This is a genomic window from Streptomyces sp. NPDC048248, from assembly GCF_043201875.1.
Taxonomy (GTDB): domain Bacteria; phylum Actinomycetota; class Actinomycetes; order Streptomycetales; family Streptomycetaceae; genus Streptomyces.
The window spans coordinates 1-17,516 of the sequence record NZ_JBICZL010000020.1 but is presented as its reverse complement, the minus strand read 5'-3'; the positions used below and the strand labels follow the sequence as shown (position 1 = coordinate 17,516).

General features: G+C 70.9%; 15 protein-coding genes. 9 read left to right on the top strand and 6 right to left on the bottom strand.

The window, feature by feature from the left end; translation table 11 throughout:
- Positions 1-4: 4 nt before the first annotated feature.
- Entirely contained in the window at positions 5-1,132 is a 1,128-nt protein-coding gene (locus tag ACGFZW_RS32715) for a hypothetical protein (protein WP_393896923.1), read from the top strand.
- 35 nt (positions 1,133-1,167) lie between these two features.
- Positions 1,168-1,530: a hypothetical protein gene (locus ACGFZW_RS32710; protein ID WP_393896922.1), complete on the top strand. Its 363-nt coding sequence runs from the start codon at positions 1,168-1,170 to the stop codon at positions 1,528-1,530.
- A gap of 3 nt (positions 1,531-1,533) precedes the next feature.
- Here ACGFZW_RS32710 and ACGFZW_RS32705 read toward each other — a convergent pair whose 3' ends face one another.
- Positions 1,534-2,931: an ATP-binding protein gene (locus ACGFZW_RS32705; RefSeq protein WP_393896921.1), complete on the bottom strand. Its 1,398-nt coding sequence runs from the start codon at positions 2,929-2,931 to the stop codon at positions 1,534-1,536.
- Positions 2,928-3,701, bottom strand: coding sequence for a response regulator transcription factor (locus ACGFZW_RS32700; protein ID WP_393896920.1), 774 nt, complete (start codon positions 3,699-3,701; stop codon positions 2,928-2,930). The genes ACGFZW_RS32705 and ACGFZW_RS32700 overlap by 4 nt, the downstream gene beginning before the upstream one ends.
- Before the next feature lie 63 nt (positions 3,702-3,764).
- Between ACGFZW_RS32700 and ACGFZW_RS32695 the strand changes: the two genes are divergently transcribed.
- A complete protein-coding gene (locus ACGFZW_RS32695) occupies positions 3,765-4,967 on the top strand; it encodes a glycosyltransferase (RefSeq protein WP_393896919.1) in 1,203 nt (400 codons plus the stop codon).
- The gene (locus ACGFZW_RS32690; protein WP_393896918.1) at positions 4,964-5,971 is read left to right on the top strand and encodes a GDP-mannose 4,6-dehydratase; all 1,008 of its coding nucleotides are present in this window, start codon (positions 4,964-4,966) and stop codon (positions 5,969-5,971) included. Before ACGFZW_RS32695 ends, ACGFZW_RS32690 begins: the two co-directional genes overlap by 4 nt.
- Positions 5,972-6,010: 39 nt before the next feature.
- Here the strand turns inward: ACGFZW_RS32690 and ACGFZW_RS32685 are convergent, their stop codons facing one another.
- Complete coding sequence (locus tag ACGFZW_RS32685; protein ID WP_393896917.1) at positions 6,011-6,646, bottom strand: TetR/AcrR family transcriptional regulator; 636 nt, start codon at positions 6,644-6,646, stop codon at positions 6,011-6,013.
- A gap of 338 nt (positions 6,647-6,984) precedes the next feature.
- Here ACGFZW_RS32685 and ACGFZW_RS32680 point away from each other — a divergent pair, with 338 nt between their 5' ends.
- The 4 genes from ACGFZW_RS32680 (at position 6,985) to ACGFZW_RS32665 (ending at position 11,110) form a co-directional block, all read left to right on the top strand.
- Complete coding sequence (locus tag ACGFZW_RS32680) at positions 6,985-7,959, top strand: tetratricopeptide repeat protein (protein WP_393896916.1); 975 nt, start codon at positions 6,985-6,987, stop codon at positions 7,957-7,959.
- A 601-nt stretch (positions 7,960-8,560) separates the two neighbouring features.
- A complete protein-coding gene (locus tag ACGFZW_RS32675) occupies positions 8,561-9,178 on the top strand; it encodes a DUF6230 family protein (protein ID WP_393896915.1) in 618 nt (205 codons plus the stop codon).
- A gap of 131 nt (positions 9,179-9,309) precedes the next feature.
- Positions 9,310-9,867, top strand: a complete 558-nt coding sequence (locus ACGFZW_RS32670; RefSeq protein WP_393896914.1) for a DUF6114 domain-containing protein — start codon at positions 9,310-9,312, stop codon at positions 9,865-9,867.
- Positions 9,857-11,110 carry a hypothetical protein gene (locus ACGFZW_RS32665; RefSeq protein WP_393896913.1) on the top strand — a complete coding sequence of 418 codons (1,254 nt, stop codon included), beginning with the start codon at positions 9,857-9,859 and terminating at the stop codon, positions 11,108-11,110. The genes ACGFZW_RS32670 and ACGFZW_RS32665 overlap by 11 nt, the downstream gene beginning before the upstream one ends.
- A 104-nt stretch (positions 11,111-11,214) precedes the next feature.
- Here the strand turns inward: ACGFZW_RS32665 and pyk are convergent, their stop codons facing one another.
- From pyk to pta, 3 genes are all read right to left on the bottom strand, one after another.
- Positions 11,215-12,642, bottom strand: coding sequence for a pyruvate kinase (gene pyk, locus ACGFZW_RS32660; RefSeq protein WP_393896912.1), 1,428 nt, complete (start codon positions 12,640-12,642; stop codon positions 11,215-11,217).
- A 61-nt stretch (positions 12,643-12,703) separates the two neighbouring features.
- Positions 12,704-13,915, bottom strand: coding sequence for an acetate kinase (locus tag ACGFZW_RS32655; protein WP_393896911.1), 1,212 nt, complete (start codon positions 13,913-13,915; stop codon positions 12,704-12,706).
- 48 nt (positions 13,916-13,963) lie between these two features.
- Complete coding sequence (gene pta / locus ACGFZW_RS32650; RefSeq protein ID WP_393896910.1) at positions 13,964-16,057, bottom strand: phosphate acetyltransferase; 2,094 nt, start codon at positions 16,055-16,057, stop codon at positions 13,964-13,966.
- 244 nt (positions 16,058-16,301) lie between these two features.
- On the opposite strand from pta, the gene ACGFZW_RS32645 reads away from it, so the two are divergent.
- Complete coding sequence (locus ACGFZW_RS32645) at positions 16,302-17,327, top strand: ATP-dependent 6-phosphofructokinase (protein ID WP_393896909.1); 1,026 nt, start codon at positions 16,302-16,304, stop codon at positions 17,325-17,327.
- Positions 17,328-17,516 lie beyond the last annotated feature (189 nt).

Here is a 17,516-nt window from a genome sequence, read left to right as displayed (position 1 = left end):
CACCGTGGCCACCATCATGCTTCCTGTCGAGGTCGACTGGGTCCTCGATCTGCTGGGCTTCCAATGGCCCAATATCGACGAGGACAAGATGCGCGAGGCCGCCGAAGCCTGGAGCAGCTTCGCCGTCTCCGCTCGTGCGGCCCAGCAGCACGGTGACAGCGCCACCCAAGCGGTGCGCGGCGCCAACTCCGGCGAGGCGATCGAGTCCTTCGACAACAAGTGGAAGAAGTTCTCAGGCGACGGCTTTCTCGCCGAGGCCGCCGACGCCGCGGAGGCGCTCAGCATCGTGCTCCAGGTGGTGGCCACGATCATCATGGTGATGAAGATGGCGGTGATCGCCCAACTCATCGCGCTCGCATTCGAGTTCGCCGCCGCCCAGGCCGCCGCACCCATCACCCTGGGTGCCTCCGAGGCCGGGGCCGCCGCCGCCACGGCGACCACCCGGGTGATGGTTCGCGAGATCATCAGCAAGGCGAAGACAGAGATCATCCAGGCCATCAAGGACGCTCTCGCGCAGAAGGTGAAGCGGTCGGCCAGGGAGATGGCGGTGGACCTGATCAAGGAACTCGCCATGGACTCCGGTAAGAAGGTCGCCGGGAACCTGGCCACGCAGGGGATCAAGAGCCACTTCGGGGCGCAGCAAGGGTTCGACTTCGCGGCTGCGGGCGAGGCCGCGGCCAAGCCCTTCGTCGACAAGGGGAAAGAGGTCGTCGACGGCGGCAAGGGTGCGCTGGAGGTGGGCGAGGGCCTGGGAAAGATGGCGACGGGCGATTTCGCCGAGGGCGCCAAGCAGGCCTACGAGGGCGAGCAGAAGGTCGCCAAGACCGCCAAGGGCGTCTACGGCGCCGCCTATAAGGATCCTGAGCCGGCCGCCGCCGGTGACGGCACGTCGTCGGAAGGCGGCGACGGCGGCTCCTCCGACGGCGGCTCCTCCGAGGGCGGGTCCAGCTCCTCGTCCTCCTCCGAGGGGGGCTCCAGCAGTTCCTCCGAGGGGGGATCCGGCGACTCGTCCTCGTCCTCGTCCTCCTCCGCGAGCGGAGCGAGGCAGCGCCCCACAGATGCCAACGCCAACGCCAACACCGACAACAGTGGCCAGGACGAGGCCGAACGCGTCCGCAACGCCTTCGGCTGACGCAGCCCCGCACCACCCGACAGGAGCCCACCACCATGGCCGACAGCAACAACGCCTTCACCAGCCCTGGCGACCGCGAATACCCCGTCGAGGACAAGGACCTCTCCGAGGAGCAGAACGAGCACCTCACCTCCGCCCTGCGTGCCGTGCGCAGTAACCCCAACGCCCCTTCTGAACTCCAGGACATCGCGCGCAAGATGCTCGGCGGCCGGCTGGAGCTCAAGGACGTGCTGGACGACCCGGCCGGGTACCGCGCGCTCACCGACGGCCTCTCCGGGATGCGGGAGAGCTGGCGGTCGATGTCGCCGCAGGACCGGCAGGCGGTGCGGGCGACGGTGGAGGAGAAGGCGGACGAGGTGGAGGCGGGCGGCGGTCCCGGGAGCGCAGGGCCTCGATAACCGCTACGCAGCCGGCACCCGCAGGCGGAAGAGTGCGCCGCCGCCCAGGGCGGCTTCCGCGGTGAGATCGGCGTTGTGGGCCCGGGCGATCTGGCGGGCCATGGCGAGGCCGAGGCCCGAGCCGGGGAGGGCGCGCGCGGCCTGGGCGCGGTAGAAGCGGTCGAAGACGTGGGGCAGGTCGGCGGGCGCGATGCCGGGGCCGTGGTCGCGGATGGTCAGCTCCACCGCACCCGGGACACGGGAGAGTTCCGCTTCGACGGGACCCTCCGGGGGTGAGAACTTCGCGGCGTTGTCGAGCAGGTTGGACAGCAGCCGGGCGAGGCGGGGCGGGACCCCGGGGACCGTGATGTCGGCCGCCGCCGTGTCGGTGCTCAGGGTGAAGGTGATCTGCGGCCAGTGCTCGCGGGCCGCGGTGACCGCGTGCTCCAGGAGGGCGGCGGGCCGTACCTGTTCCACCAGGGGATGCGGCTCCTCGTCCCGGGCCAGTTCGATCAGGTCGTTGACGAGGGTGGTGACCTCGCGCAGCTGGCGGCCCAGGGCCGCTGCCGCCCGGTCGCGCTGTGCATCGGTCAACCGGTCGGCGCGGGCGAGGAGTTCGGCGTTGGTGCGGAGCGCGGTCAGCGGGGTGCGCAGTTCGTGCGAGGCGTCCGCGACCAGCCGGCGCTGCGCGGTGACGGACTGCTCCAGTTCGCCGAGCATGATGTTGAAGCTGGTGGCGAGCCGGGTGATCTCGTCCTCACGGGCCTGCGGGCCGGTGGGCAGCTCGATGCGGTGCCGGGCGTCGCGGGTGGCGGAGATCCGTTCGGCGGTGGCGGTGAGCCGGGCGACGGGTGCCAGGCCGGTGCGGGAGACCCAGTAGCCGAGTGCGGCGGCCAGCAGCACGCCCGCGCCGCCGACCGCGGACAGTGCCCAGGCGGCCTGCCGGACACCCCGGTCGACGGTGTCCGAGCGCAGCGCGACCTGGAGGGCCTCGGGCCTGCCGGGGAGTTTGGTGGTGAACATCCGGACGGGCTCTCCGGCGACCGTCAGTTCGCTGTAGTACGCCGTGTGCCGTCCGCCGGCGACCTGGCGGGTGGCGTCGCCGGCCGGCAGGGCGTACGGCCGGCTCGGGTCGCGCGCCGGGTCGGACGGGACGATCTGCATGCAGGGCACCGCCTGGTACCGGCAGGAGGTGTCACCTGCGGTCGGGCCCCAGTTGCGGGCCCGTTGGGTGAGCTGGGTGGCGGTCTGGGTGAGATGCAGTTCGAGTTGGCGGGTCATCTGGTAGCGGATGATGACGAAGGCCGCGGCGCAGACGCCGACGGCGACAAGGGCCACCGCCGCGGAGGCGGCCAGCGCCAGGCGGGTGCGCAGCGGCCTGCGGCGACGCCAGCGGGCGCCCAGGGAACGACGGCTGCTCATGACCGGTCCGCCCGGTCGAGGCGGTAGCCGACGCCGTGCACGGTGTGGACGAGGCGGGACTCTCCGCCTGCTTCCAGCTTGCGGCGCAGATAACCGATGTAGACGGCGAGGGAGTTGGAGTCCGGGCCGAAGTCGCGGCCCCATACGCGCTCCAGGATCACCTCGCGGGGCATCACCTGCCCCGGGTGCAACAGCAGCAGCTCCAAAAGCGCCCATTCGGTGCGGCTGAACTCCAGGGGCCGGCCCGCCCGGTGGCCGGTGCGGGTCAGCGGGTCGACGACCAGATCGTCGAAGGTGAGCCGGGTGTCGTCCGCCGCGGCGGCCGAGGCCCGGCGCAGCAGCGCCCGCACCCGTGCGACCAGCTCGTCCAGCGCGAACGGCTTGACGAGGTAGTCGTCCGCGCCGGCGTCGAGGCCGTCCACGCGTTCGCTGACCGAGTCCAGCGCGGTGAGGACGAGGATCGGGGTGCGGTCGTCCAGCGCGCGCAGACGCCGGCACACGGCCAGCCCGTCCAGGACGGGCATCATCACGTCCAGCACGATGGCGTCCGGCTGCCAGGTGGCGACCTCGGTGAGGGCGGCGAGGCCGTCGGCGGCGCCGCGTACCTCGTAGCCCTCCACGGCCAGGCCGTCCGAGACGGCGGCCCGTACCTCCGGCTCGTCGTCGACGACGAGGAGTTTGGGGGCGGAGGTGCCCCCGGCAGCGGACGACGATGCGGGCGCGGGCGAGGACGATGGCGGGTGGGCGGGGCCCCGGGGCGTGGACGGCATGGACACAGGCTGCCAAACACCTCTCTTAGAAGCTTCTTAGGGCGCCTGGCGAGCGTGGCGGCCATGCGCACACCACTATCCGTCGTGATCGGTGCAGGCGGCACCGGCGGCCACATCTATCCCGGGCTCGCGCTCGCCGACGCGCTCCGCCGGGCCGAGCCCGATGCGGTGATCTCCTTCGTCGGCACCGAGCGGGGGCTGGAGACCTGGCTGATTCCCGAGGCCGGCTACCGGCTGCACACCGTCGACATGATCCCGTTCGACCCCTCGCTCGGCGCCAGACGCTATCTGCTGCCGGCCGCGCTGCTCAGATCCGGTGCCCAGTGCCGTGCCCTGCTCAAGGAGCAGGGGGCCCATGTCGCGGTCGGGATGGGCGGCTACCCGAGCGCGCCGGTCATCGTGGGGGCGCGGATGGCGGGAGTGCCGAGCCTGGTGCACGAGTCCAACGCGGTGCCCGGCCGGGCCAACAAGTTCGCCGCCCGGCTCACCCCGCACCTGGCGCTCGCCTTCGACCGCAGCCGCCCCCATCTGGCGGGCGGCGAGCGGGCGGTGACCGTGGGCATGCCGCTGGTCGGGCCGCTGGCCGGGCTGGATCGCGCGGCGCTGCGGGCGGGCGCGCGGCGGGAGCTGGGGGTGCCGGACGGGGCGCGGCTGCTGCTCGTCAACGGCGGGAGCCTGGGCGCGGCCCGGCTCACCGAGGCCGCGGTGGGGCTCGCGGCCCGGTACCGCTCCCGTCCTGACCTGAGGCTGCTGATCAAGACCGGCCCGGCGGCCCTGGAGGAGACCCGGGCGCTGCTGGCGGCCAACGGCGGGGCCGCGGTCGCCGAGGCGGTGCCCTACCTGGACCGGATGGACCTGGCCTACGCCGCCGCCGACCTCGTGGTGTGCCGGGCGGGGTCGGCCACCGTCGCGGAGCTGGCCACCATCGGCATGCCCGCCGTCCTCGTGCCGTATCCGCATGCGCCGGGCGATCACCAGACGCACAACGCGCGGGTGCTCGGCGACGCCGGCGCCGCACTGCTGCTGACCGACGCGGAGACCTCGGCGCAGCGGCTGGACGCCGTGGTCACGCCGCTGCTGGACGACCCGGCGCGGCTGGCGGCGATGGGCGCTGCCGCCGACCCGGGCACCCACGCTCGGGCCGCCGATCTGCTGGCCGCCGAGGCCCTCGCCCTCGCGGGCCGCCCCCACCCGCCCCTTGCCCACCGACCCCACCACGTCTCTCACCGTCCCCACACCAACCCCACCACGAAGGAGTCAGCATGAGCAGCGACAGCACACGGGCCTGGGAGGGCCGCAAGGTTCTGGTGACCGGCGCCGAGGGATTCATCGGCTCGACCCTGGTCGATCTGCTGGTCGAGGGCGGCGCGGAGGTGCGCGCCTTCGTGCACTACAAGCCGTATGCGGAGAAGGGCAATCTGGCCCGCTATCTGGTGCCCGGCGGCCCCGTGGAGATGATCGCGGGCGATGTGCGGGACGCCGGCCGGGTGATGGATGCCGTCGCCGGCTGCGACACCGTCTTCCATCTCGCCGCGCTGATCGGCATTCCGTACAGCTATGACTCGCCGGGCAGTTACGTGCAGACGAACGTCGTCGGCACCGAGAACGTCGCCGAAGCCTGCCGCAGGCACGAGGTGCGACGCCTGGTGCACACCTCCACGAGCGAGGTCTACGGGACCGCGCTGACCGTGCCGATCGACGAGGACCACCCGCTCCAGCCCCAGTCGCCCTACTCCGCGTCGAAGATCGGCGCCGACATGATGGCGCTGTCGCACCGGCACGCCTTCGGGCTTCCGGTGACGGTCGTCCGGCCCTTCAACACCTACGGCCCGCGGCAGTCCGCGCGCGCCGTGATCCCCACCATCCTGGCGCAACTCCACTCCGGCGCAGGGCAGATCAAGCTGGGCTCGCTCACGCCGACCCGTGACTTCACCTATGTCACCGACACGGCGGCCGGATTCCTGGCGATGGCCGACTGCGACCGGGCGCTGGGTGAGGTCGTCAACCTGGGTACCGGGCGGGAGATCTCGATCGGGGCGCTCGCCGAGGCCCTGATAGCGGCCTCGGGCCGGACGGCCGAGGTGGTGGTGGACACCGATCGGCTGCGGCCCTCGGGCAGTGAGGTCGAGCGCCTGGTGTCGGACAACTCGCGGGCGCTGCGGTGGGCTTCGTGGGAGCCGCGGGTGTCCCTGCGGGAGGGGCTGGAGCGGACGTCGGCATGGGTGGCGGAGCATCCGGAGCTGTTCCGCGCGGAGCGCTACCAGGTGTGAGGTGACGGGGGCGGCGGACCGGCTGCGGGCGCCTGCCCGTCAGGCGAGGCCGCCCAGTCCCTGGAGCAGGACCGTCGACAGCTGGCGGGCCCAGGCGACATCCACCGGCTCGGCGCTGACGAGGGTGCGGTGCACGATCGCACCGGCGATGAGGTCGAAGATCAGGCCGACGGTCCGGGCCGCGGCGAGTGCGCCGTCCGTGCCGGGCGTGTCCGGCGGGAGTTCGCCGCGGACCTGGGCGCGTTCGCGGCCGAGGACGACAAGTCGCTTCTGGCGGTCGACGATGGCCGAGCGGATCCGTTCTCGCAGTGCGTCGTCGGTGGTGGACTCGGCGACCACGGCCATCAGGGCCGTCTTGGTCTCGGGCCGCGCGAGCAGTGCACCGAACTGCAGCACCACGCCCTCTATGTCCGCCTGCAGGCAGCCCCGGTCGGGAAGTTCGAGCTCGTCGAAGAGGACCGCCACGGCGTCCACGACGAGCTCGTTCTTGTTGGCCCAGCGGCGGTAGAGCGTCGTCTTGGCGACGCCCGCGCGGGCCGCGACCTCGCCCATGGTGAGCTTTCCCCAGCCCAGGTCGACGAGGGCGGCACGGGTCGCGTCGAGGATCGCGCGGTCGGTCTCGACGCTGCGCGGGCGGCCCGTGCGCCCTTTCCGGGACCTGTCGGAGCAGTGCATGCCGGCGACCATACCCGCCAGTAGTTGCTGGCGTCGTGCGGCTCGTGAGGGAGATCACGAAGCAGGGTGGCGGAAGTGGTTGCGGTGCGGGGGGCCTGAACAGTTACGCTACGGGTCGTAGCGTAAGAGCGATAACCACTGGCCCTGGGTGGGGACCCACGGCCTGTACGACCGGTCCTCCTCGGGACCATGCGGGCGGCGCGGGCCCGGACGTACGCCGGCATTCCGGCGGGGCGTACGGACGGGAGCGGCGCCCCGCGGAAGCTTCGGCGGCGCCGCCGGAAGGTAATTTCCGCATCGCTTTTCGGAACGGACCGCCCAGGGGGGAGGATGGGTTCATGCAGCCACGCAACATGTCCATGAGTGGAGTCGTCGACCTCGCAGCGGTGAAGGCGGCCGGGGAAGCGAAGCAGAAGGCGGAGCAGGCCCGCACAGAGGCCGCCCGCACGGGCGGGGAGCCCGCGAGCAGCGGCCCCCTGGTGTTCGACGTCGACGAGGCAGGGTTCCAGCAGAGCGTCCTGCAGCGCTCCACCGAGGTTCCGGTCGTCATCGACTTCTGGGCCGAGTGGTGCGAGCCGTGCAAGCAGCTCGGTCCGCTGCTGGAGCGCCTCGCGGGCGAGTACGCCGGCAAATTCGTGCTGGCCAAGATCGACGTCGACGCCAACCAGATGCTCTTCCAGCAGTTCGGGGTGCAGGGCATCCCGGCGGTCTTCGCCGTCGTCGCCGGTCAGCCGATCCCGCTGTTCCAGGGTGCGGCCCCCGAGTCCCAGATCCGGCAGGTACTCGACCAGCTGGTGCAGGCCGCCGAGCAGCAGTTCGGCATCGTGGGCGCGCCGATCGACGCCGAGGCGGCGGGCGCGGCCGAGGCGCAGGAGCCGGCGCCCGAGCCGGCCGGCCCGTACGACGCACTGCTGGAGTCGGCGAACCAGGCGCTGGACGCCGGTGACCTGGGCGGTGCCATCCAGGCGTACAAGAACGTCCTCTCCGACGACCCGGCGAACCCGGAGGCGAAGCTCGGGCTCGCGCAGGCCGAGCTGCTCCAGCGGGTGCGGGATCTCGATCCGCAGGCAGTGCGCAAGGAGGCCGCGGAGAATCCGGCCGATGTGCAGGCGCAGATCCGCGCCGCGGACCTGGAGCTGGTCGGCGGGCATGTGGAGGACGCCTTCGGCCGGTTGGTCGACGCGGTGAAGCGGACGTTCGGTGACGACCGGGAGGCCGCGCGGCTGCGTCTGCTGGAGCTGTTCGAGGTGATCGGTGCCGACGACCCGCGGGTCACCGTGGCGCGCACCGCCCTTGCACGCGTGCTGTTCTGATCCACCCCGTTTCACACCCTCTTCACCTCCCGCGAGTCTTTTCGGCAAACGGAACGGCGGCCACGCTTTACCAAAACTTGGTAAACGTGGCCGCTGTTACTTGGAGTAAATCAAAGCTGCCCTCTTGCGGTGGTGTGTCCGCAATTGCCGTATGTCTGGTCGCGGTGAGCGACGACCCTGTGTACCCGCTTGATATCAGTCGGTCGCGACGCGGTTATCGGCCCGTTACCCGCAAGTAACGAGCCCCTTGTGCGGCGGCCGTGAATGCACCACGATCGGCCACGCTCGGTCCATTCCCGCAGCCCGGCATCCGGTCGGCGTCGCGGGGCACTTGGGTCCCCACCGAGTGGTCGGCGGCAGTGGCGCCGGCCATGGGCAGGGGGGTCTTCGCCACACCCGGTGGAGCCTGTCCTGAGAGGTTGCGCGAGAGCGTGGCCAGTGGTTGTCGCTCGGGGGTGATCGCCGGTAATCGGAACGCACATCGCCTCCGAGGACGGGCGCTCTCCTTCCCGAGGACGTAGCACTTCTCCCATCCCAGGTGCGGCCGCTCCGTTCGGAGACGGCTGACGCCGGAGATGTACGTCCGAGAAGGAGGAAAGTCATGGAGTCCCTGGCTCGTGGCGGGACCAGATGGAAGCGGTTCGCCGTCGTCATGGTGCCCAGCGTCGCGGCGACCGCCGCGATCGGCGTGGCCCTCTCGCAGGGTGCGCTCGCGGCATCGTTCAGCGTGTCCGGCCAGCAGTTCAAGGTCACTACCGACCGGCTGGACGGCACCGGATTCGTTCAGTACGGAGCCATTGACGCCCAGAAGGGCGGCAAGCAGGTCCCGGTGGCGGTCTCGGGGTTCTCGAACGCCAAGATCAAGAACCTGTGCCAGTCGGTCGTCGTGCCGGTCCCGGTCTTCGGCGATGTGTCGATGAAGCTGTCGGCCGGTGGGGGGAACACGCCTGTCGAGGCGAAGAACCTCTACATCGACCTCGACCAGCTGGACGCGGACGCGACCTTCAACAACATCGACATCGGTGTTGCTGCAGGCTCGACGACCAAGGGTCCGGGCATGCACAAGGGCGACAAGGCCGACCCGGGCTCGTTCGCCCAGCAGGCCGACTCCGCCGTGCTGACCGGCGTCAAGCAGCGTGCCTGGGCCACGACGGCCGGCACGTTCAAGCTCAGCGGCCTGAAGATGAGCGTCAGCAAGGGCAAGAACGAGTGCTACTGACGCACTGAGCGTGCGGGCGCGGGCGAGAGCTGTACGGCGAGTTATGCCGTTCCCCGTGCCCGTACGCCCGGCGCACAGGAGCGCACCCAGCTCAGAACCACCGATTTGCCAGTCCCGAGGAGCTGTACGACATGAGCGCCGACACGCGACCACGGCTGATCGAGACCATCGGCCGGAAGCGGATTACGTTCCGGGAGTGGCGCGGACACCGCCCGTACTGGGGCGGATTGCTGACTCTGCTGGCCGGCTTCCCGATCATGTACATCCCTTACGCGAACCTCACGATCGGTTCCCTGACCGTCCGCATGGCGACCACCGCCGGCGCCGGCTCGCTGATCATTGGCGTACTGCTGGTCGTGCTCGGTCTGACCATGTGGTTCCAGCCCGCCTCCCGCGTGTTCGCGGGTGTCGCAGCGATTCTGCTCTCCCTGGTCTCCCTGGTCGTCTCGAACTTCGGGGCCTTCCTGATCGGCTTCCTTCTGGGGCTGATCGGTGGGGCGCTGGGGGTCTCGTGGGCGCCTGCCAAGGCGGGCGACGCCGGTGATCCGGCCCGTACCGAGAAGGGCGGACCGGTCGGTGACGCGGAACCCGCGGCTTCCGGAGCGGGTGCCGGGTCGGGCAGGGCACTGGACGACCTGTCAGGAACGAGCCCGACCTACGGAACGAACGGGAGGCACCGTGCCGGGTGACGAGCTGCACGACAACGCAGCTGCCGGGGCGAGATCCGGGCCGAGGCACGCGGCGCCGAAGAAGCCGCTGCTGACTCGGCTCCACGTGCCCGCGGGCAAGGCGATAGCCATCGCCGCGATGCCGTCCGCCGTGCTCATGGGCATGGGGCTGACGCCCCAGATGGCGATCGCCAAGCCGGCGCCCAAGAGCCCCTTCAAGGACGGTCCCTGTGTGACCGCGCCGGACAAGGTGGAGAAGCAGGACAGCAAGGACGGCGCGAAGGACGAGAAGGACGACACCAAGCCGTCCGCCACGCCCTCCCCGAAGCCGTCGCCCTCGGAGAGCAAGGACACGGGCAGCGAGACGCCCGCGCCCGAGCCGTCCGACTCCAAGAAGACCGACGAGCCGTCGGGCTCCGCGACTCCGTCACCTTCTGCCTCCGAGGAGGAGAAGGACAGCGGAGGTCTGCTGGGCGGCATCGGTGACGCGCTCGGCGGGCTGCTGGGCGGCAAGGACTCCGAGGAGTCCGCCGAGCCGTCCACCTCGCCGAGTCCGACCCCCTCCGCGTCGAAGTCGGCGACCGAGGACGCCGCGTCCGCGACCGACAAGGCCACCGAGCCGGTCAAGGACACCGTCGACGCCGTCAAGGGCGGCGCGGACAAGGCCGGCGATCCCGCCAAGGACGCGAAGGACACGGTGGACGACACCGTTCACGGCGCCGTGGGCACGGTGGACAACGCCCTGCCCGGCGGCGGTCTTGACGGCAAGGACGCCAGCGGCAAGAAGTCCTACCCCTGCGTCGTCGAGAACAAGGTCAAGGGCTCCGACGAGGAAGCCCCGGCCACCGTCCCGAACGAGCCGTGGGAGCTGGAGTCCAGCGCCCTCACCCTGCGCGATCTGGACTACAAGGGCGTCGTGAACCTCAAGACGCCCGACGGCAGGACCAAGCAGGCCCTGAAGTTCACCTCGGAGAGCATCGACATCGGCGATCTGCACCAGATCGTCCAGGGCCCGTCCGGGGAGAAGTACCACGTACAGGCCGCGAAGGGCTCCACCTCCACGATCCGCGGAGGCACGGTCACGATGTACACCGAGCGGCTCGAAGGCAACCTGTTCGGCCTGATCCCGATCGTCTTCGACCCCGAGCACCCGCCGCCCATCAACGTCCCCTTCGCGTACTTCACCAAGGTGAAGATCAAGCAGGCGGGTCAGTTCGGCGGCAACCTCACCGTTCCGGGCATGAACCAGAGCATCGAGAACTGAGCGCCCGGGATCCACGGACCCGTCCGGGAGCCGCAGAAACGGCTGTGGGCCGCCCCCTTCAGAAGGGGGCGGCCCACAGCCGCGTTCACGGGCGCCGGGGCGCGTCAGGCGCTCTGGCCGCCGAGGTGGTGCACCCGGACCATGTTGGTGGTGCCGGGGACGCCGGGGGGCGAACCCGCGGTGATGATCATCGTGTCGCCCTTGCTGTGCCGCTGGAGCTTGAGCAGCTCGGCGTCCACCAGGTCGACCATCGCGTCGGTGTTGTCGACGTGCGGCACGACGTAGGTCTCCACGCCCCAGCTGAGGGCCAGCTGCGCGCGGGTGGAGGCCTCGGTGGTGAAGGCCAGGATCGGCTGAGCGGCGCGGTAGCGCGACAGCCGGCGGGCGGTGTCACCGGACTTGGTGAAGGCGATCAGGGCCTTGCCGTCCAGGAAGTCGGCCATCTCGCAGGCCGCGCGGGCCACCGCGCCGCCCTGCGTACGCGGCTTCTTGCCGGGCACCAGCGGCTGCAGGCCCTTGGACAGCAGCTCCTCCTCGGCCGCCTCGACGATCTTCGACATCGTCTTGACGGTCTCGATCGGATACTGGCCGACGGAGGACTCCGCCGAGAGCATGACCGCGTCGGCACCGTCGAGGATGGCGTTGGCGACGTCGGACGCCTCGGCGCGGGTCGGCCGCGAGTTGGTGATCATCGACTCCATCATCTGGGTCGCGACGATCACCGGCTTGGCGTTCCTGCGGCACATCTCCACCAGGCGCTTCTGCACCATCGGGACCTTCTCCAGCGGGTACTCCACCGCCAGGTCACCACGGGCGACCATGATGGCGTCGAACGCCATCACGACCTCTTCCATGTTGTTGACCGCCTGCGGCTTCTCCACCTTGGCGATGACCGGGACCCGGCGGCCCACCTCGTCCATGACGCGGTGCACGTCCTGGACGTCCTTGGCATCCCGGACGAAGGACAGCGCGACCATGTCGCAGCCCATGGCCAGGGCGAACTTGAGGTCCTCGATGTCCTTCTCGGACAGCGCGGGGACGTTCACCGCGGCACCGGGCAGGTTGATGCCCTTGTGGTCGGAGATGACCCCGCCCTCGATGACGATGGTGCGCACCCGCGGGCCGTCGACCTCGATGACCTGCAGCGCGACGTTGCCGTCGTTGATCAGGATCGGGTCGCCCTTGGAGACGTCACCGGGCAGGCCCTTGTAGGTCGTGCCGCAGATGGTCTTGTCACCGGGGACGTCCTCGGTGGTGATGACGAACTCGTCGCCGCGCACCAGCTCCACGGGGCCGTCGGCGAAGGTTTCCAGGCGGATCTTGGGGCCCTGGAGGTCGGCCAGCACGCCGATGGCGCGGCCGGTCTCCTCGGCGGCCTTGCGGAGGCGGTGGTACCGCTCCTCGTGCTCCGAGTGGGTCCCGTGGCTCATGTTGAAACGGGCCACGTTCATACCGGCCTCGATCAGCGTCTTCAGCTGGTCGTAGGAGTCGACGGCGGGGCCCAGGGTGCAAACGATTTTGGAACGGCGCATGGGCGGAATCCTATCGGTTTGTTTCGGAGCGGAATATTCCACGTGGTGGAAACACCAACCACTAGGCGCTGACCAGCGCATATGCCTGCTGAGCGATCTCCAGCTCTTCGTCGGTGGGGACCACGGCGACCGCTACCCGCGCGTATTCGGGCGAGATCAGCCGCGGTTCGTCACCCCGGACGGCGTTGAGGTCGGCGTCCACGGCCATGCCCATCTCCTCCAGACCGGCGATGGCGGCCGCCCGCACCGGGGCGGCGTTCTCGCCGACGCCCGCGGTGAACGCCACCGCGTCGACCCGGCCGAGCACCGCCGTGTAGGCGCCGATGTACTTCTTCAGCCGGTGGATGTAGATGTCGAAGGCGAGCGCGGCGCGCTCGTCGCCCTCGTCGATCCGGCGCCGGATCTCGCGCATGTCGTTGTCGCCGCAGAGGCCCACCAGACCGCTCTTCTTGTTGAGCAGCTCGTCGATGGCGTCGGTGTCCATGCCCGCCACCCTCTTGAGGTGGAAGACCACCGCGGGGTCGATGTCACCGGAGCGGGTACCCATGACGAGACCTTCCAAGGGGGTCAGTCCCATCGAGGTGTCGACGCAGCGGCCGCCGGCCACCGCCGAGGCGGACGCGCCGTTGCCCAGGTGCAGGACGATGACGTTGACCTCGGAGGGGTCCTTGCCGAGCAGCGCGGCCGTCCGGCGCGAGACGTAGGCGTGCGAGGTGCCGTGGAAGCCGTAGCGGCGGATGCGGTGCGCGTCGGCGGTCGCCACGTCGATGGCGTAGCGGGCCGCGTGCTCGGGCATCGTGGTGTGGAACGCGGTGTCGAAGACGGCGACCTGCGGCAGGTCGGGGCGCAGTGCGCGAGCGGTCCTGATGCCGGTGATGTTCGCCGGGTTGTGCAGGGGCGCGACCGGCACCAGCCGCTCGATCTCCTTCAGCACCGCGTCGTCGATCACCGTCGGCGCGGTGAACTTCAGGCCGCCGTGGACCACGCGGTGGCCGATCGCGGCCAGTTGCGGGGAGTCCAGTCCGAGGCCGTCGGCCTCCAGTTCGGCGGCGACGGCCTTCAGGGCGGCCTCGTGGTCGGCTATCGGCCCCTTCTGCTCGCGCGTGGCGCCGTCGCCGGACAGCGGGGTGTGGGCCAGGCGCGAGGTCGCCTCACCGATCCGCTCGACCAGGCCGACGGCCAGGCGGCTGCCGTCTGCCATGTCGAGCAGCTGGTATTTCACCGACGAGGAGCCGGAGTTGAGGACGAGGACGCGGGAGGCGTTGGCAGTCATGAAGGGGCTTTCCGGTGGGGTAGGGGGAGGGCGTGGGGGCCGGCGCGGTCAGCCGGTGGGCCCGGCGCCGGGCTGGGCACCCTGGGCCTGGATGGCCGTGATGGCCACGGTGTTGACGATGTCCTGGACCAGTGCGCCGCGCGAGAGGTCGTTGACCGGCTTGCGCAGACCCTGCAGAACCGGCCCGACGGCAACCGCACCGGCCGAGCGCTGCACGGCCTTGTAGGTGTTGTTGCCGGTGTTGAGGTCCGGGAAGATCAGCACGGTGGCCTTGCCCGCGACGTCCGACTCCGGGAGCTTGGTCTGCGCGACCGCCGCGTCCACCGCCGCGTCGTACTGGATCGGGCCCTCGACCAGCAGGTCAGGGCGCAGCTCGCGGACCAGCGCGGTGGCCTTGCGGACCTTGTCGACGTCCGCGCCGGAGCCTGAGGTGCCGGTGGAGTACGACAGCATCGCGATCCGCGGCTCGACACCGAACTGGGCGGCGGTGGCCGCCGACTGGATGGCGATGTCGGCGAGCTGCTCGGCGTTCGGGTCGGGGTTGACGGCGCAGTCGCCGTAGACCAGGACGCGGTCGGCCAGGCACATGAAGAAGACCGAGGAGACGATCTGGGCGCCCGGCCGGGTCTTGATGATCTCGAAGGCGGGGCGGATGGTCGCCGCGGTGGAGTGCACCGCGCCGGAGACCATGCCGTCGGCCAGGCCCTCCTGGACCATCAGGGTGCCGAAGTAGGAGACGTCCGCGACGATGTCGTAGGCCAGCTCCTGGCTGACGCCCCGGTGGGCGCGCAGCTGCGCGTACCGCTCCGCGAACCGTTCGCGCATCTCGGAGGTCTGCGGGTCGATGATCTGCGCGTCCGCCAGGTCGATGGCCAGGTCGGCGGCGCGCTTGCGGATCGCCTCCTCCTCGCCGAGCAGCGTCAGCGCGCAGACGTCGCGGCGCAGCAGCACATCGGCGGCGCGCAGCACCCGCTCCTCGGTGCCTTCGGGCAGCACGACGCGGCGGCGGGCGGAGCGGGAGCGTTCGATCAGCTCGTGCTCGAACATCATCGGGGTGACGCGGCCGGAGCGGGCCACGGAGATGCGGTTGGTCAGCTCCACGGTGTCCACATGCCGCTCGAACAGGCCGAGGGCGGTCTCCGCCTTGCGCGGGGAGGCGGCGTTGAGCTTGCCCTCGATGGCGAACAGCTCGGCGGCGGTGGGGAAGGAGCCGCCGGGCACGGAGACGACCGGGGTGCCGGGGGCGAGCCGGCCGGCCAGCGCCATGATGTCGGGGCCGGGCTGCTCGTCGAGGGTCAGCACCACGCCGGCGATCGGCGGGGCGCCGGCGCTGTGCGCGGCGAGCGAGCCGATGACGAGGTCGGCGCGGTCCCCGGGGGTGACGACGAGGCAGCCGGGGGTCAGCGCCTTGAGGAAGGTCGGCAGCATGGCGCCACCGAAGACGAAGTCGCGCGCGTCCCGGGCGAGGCCGGAGTTGTCGCCGAGCAGCACCTCGGCGCCGAGGGTGTGGACGATCTGGCCGACGGTCGGCGCGGAGAGCGAGCCGTCCTCGGGGAGTGCGTAGCAGGGCACCGGCAGGCGGGCGGTGAGCCGTTCCTCGATGGCCTCGCGCTGTGCGGGGTCGACGCGGTTGACGACGAGGGCGACGACGTCGCAGCCCAGCGAGTGGTAGGCGCGGTAGGCGTTGCGGGCCTCGTCGCGTACGGACTCGGCCTCCTGGCCCTGGCCGCCGACGACGGCGATCACGGAGGCGCCGAACTCGTTGGCGAGCCGGGCGTTGAGGTTGAGTTCCGCGGGCAGGTTCGTCGCCGCGAAGTCGGATCCCAGCACGAGGACGTACTCGTACTCGTCGGCGACGCGGTGGAAGCGCTCGACGAGCCGGGAGACCAGCTCGTCGGTGCCGCGCTCGGCCTGGAGGGTGCCGGCCTCTTCGTAGCTCAGGCCGAAGACGGTGTCGGGGGTCTGGGCGAGACGGTAGCGGGCCCGCAGCAGGTCGAACAGCCGGTCGGGCCCGTCGTGGACCAGCGGCCTGAAGACCCCCACCCGGTCGACATGGCGGGTCAGGAGCTCCATGACTCCCAGCTCGACGACCTGACGGCCGTCGCCGCGGTCGATCCCGGTCACGTACACGCTGCGCGTCACGCGTGCTCTCCGATCCTGTTCTGTCGCTGGTTACGTCGCCGGCAAGATCAAATTACCCGTTATGGCGGGCTTGCCCCTCTTGACAATACCTGCGTGTGTCGGTAGGTCGCTCTCCCGGTTTCCCCGAGCAGACCAGTGAGGAGACAGTACGGGTGGTCCGGTGCGTGAGGGCAGGGCCCGCCCGCTCGTGAAACAATCGGACCGGCTCTCACGAACCGACAGCGAGCACAGGAGACACAGCACGATGCGTATCGGAGTCCTCACCGCAGGCGGCGACTGCCCCGGCCTGAACGCTGTGATCCGGTCTGTCGTCCACCGCGCCCTCACCGGCCACGGCGACGAGGTCATAGGTTTCGAGGACGGCTTCGCCGGCCTGCTCGACGGCCGTTTCCGCAAGCTCGACCTCGAAGCGGTCAGCGGCATCCTCGCCCGCGGCGGCACCATCCTCGGCTCGTCCCGGCTGGAGCGCGCCCGGCTCCGCGAGGCCTGTGAGGACGCCAAGGACCACTCCAAGGACTACGGCATCGACGTCCTCATCCCGATCGGCGGCGAGGGCACCCTCACCGCGGCGCGGATGCTGTCGGACGCCGGTCTGCCGGTCGTCGGCGTCCCCAAGACCATCGACAACGACATCTCCTCCACCGACCGCACCTTCGGCTTCGACACCGCCGTCGGCGTCGCCACCGAGGCCATCGACCGCCTCAAGACCACCGCGGAGTCGCATCAGCGGGTCATGGTCGTCGAGGTGATGGGCCGGCACGCGGGGTGGATCGCGCTGGAGTCCGGGATGGCCGGCGGCGCCCACGGCATCTGCCTGCCCGAGCGCCCCTTCGACGTCAACGACCTGGTGACGATGGTCGAGGAGCGGTTCGCCCGGGGCAAGAAGTTCGCGGTCGTCTGCGTCGCCGAGGGCGCGCACCCCGCCGCGGAGACCATGGAATACGCGAAGGGCGCGATCGACCAGTTCGGTCACGAGCGCTTCACCGGCATCGGCAACCACCTGGCCGTCGAACTGGAAAAGCGCCTCGGCAAGGAGGCCCGCCCGGTCATCCTCGGCCACGTCCAGCGCGGCGGCACCCCGACCGCCTACGACCGGGTGCTCGCCACCCGCTTCGGCTGGCACGCCGTCGAGGCCGCGCACCGCGGCGACTTCGGCAAGATGACCGCCCTGCGCGGCACCGACATCGAGATGGTGCCGCTGGCCGAGGCGGTCACCGAGCTCAAGACGGTGCCGGCGGCGCGCATGGACGAGGCCGAGTCGGTCTTCTGAGCCGTCCCGCTGCGCCACCGGGCTCCCAGCCTCTCCCCGCGGCGCTTCAGAGCGAACCCGCGGCAAACACGGCGGGGGGGGGGGGGGGGGGGCGCGGGCGGGGGGGGGGGGGGGGGGGGGGGGGGGGGGGGGGGGGGGCGGGTGTTGTTCATGGTCTTGCCGGTGTGGTGGCTGAAGATCAGGACGTGT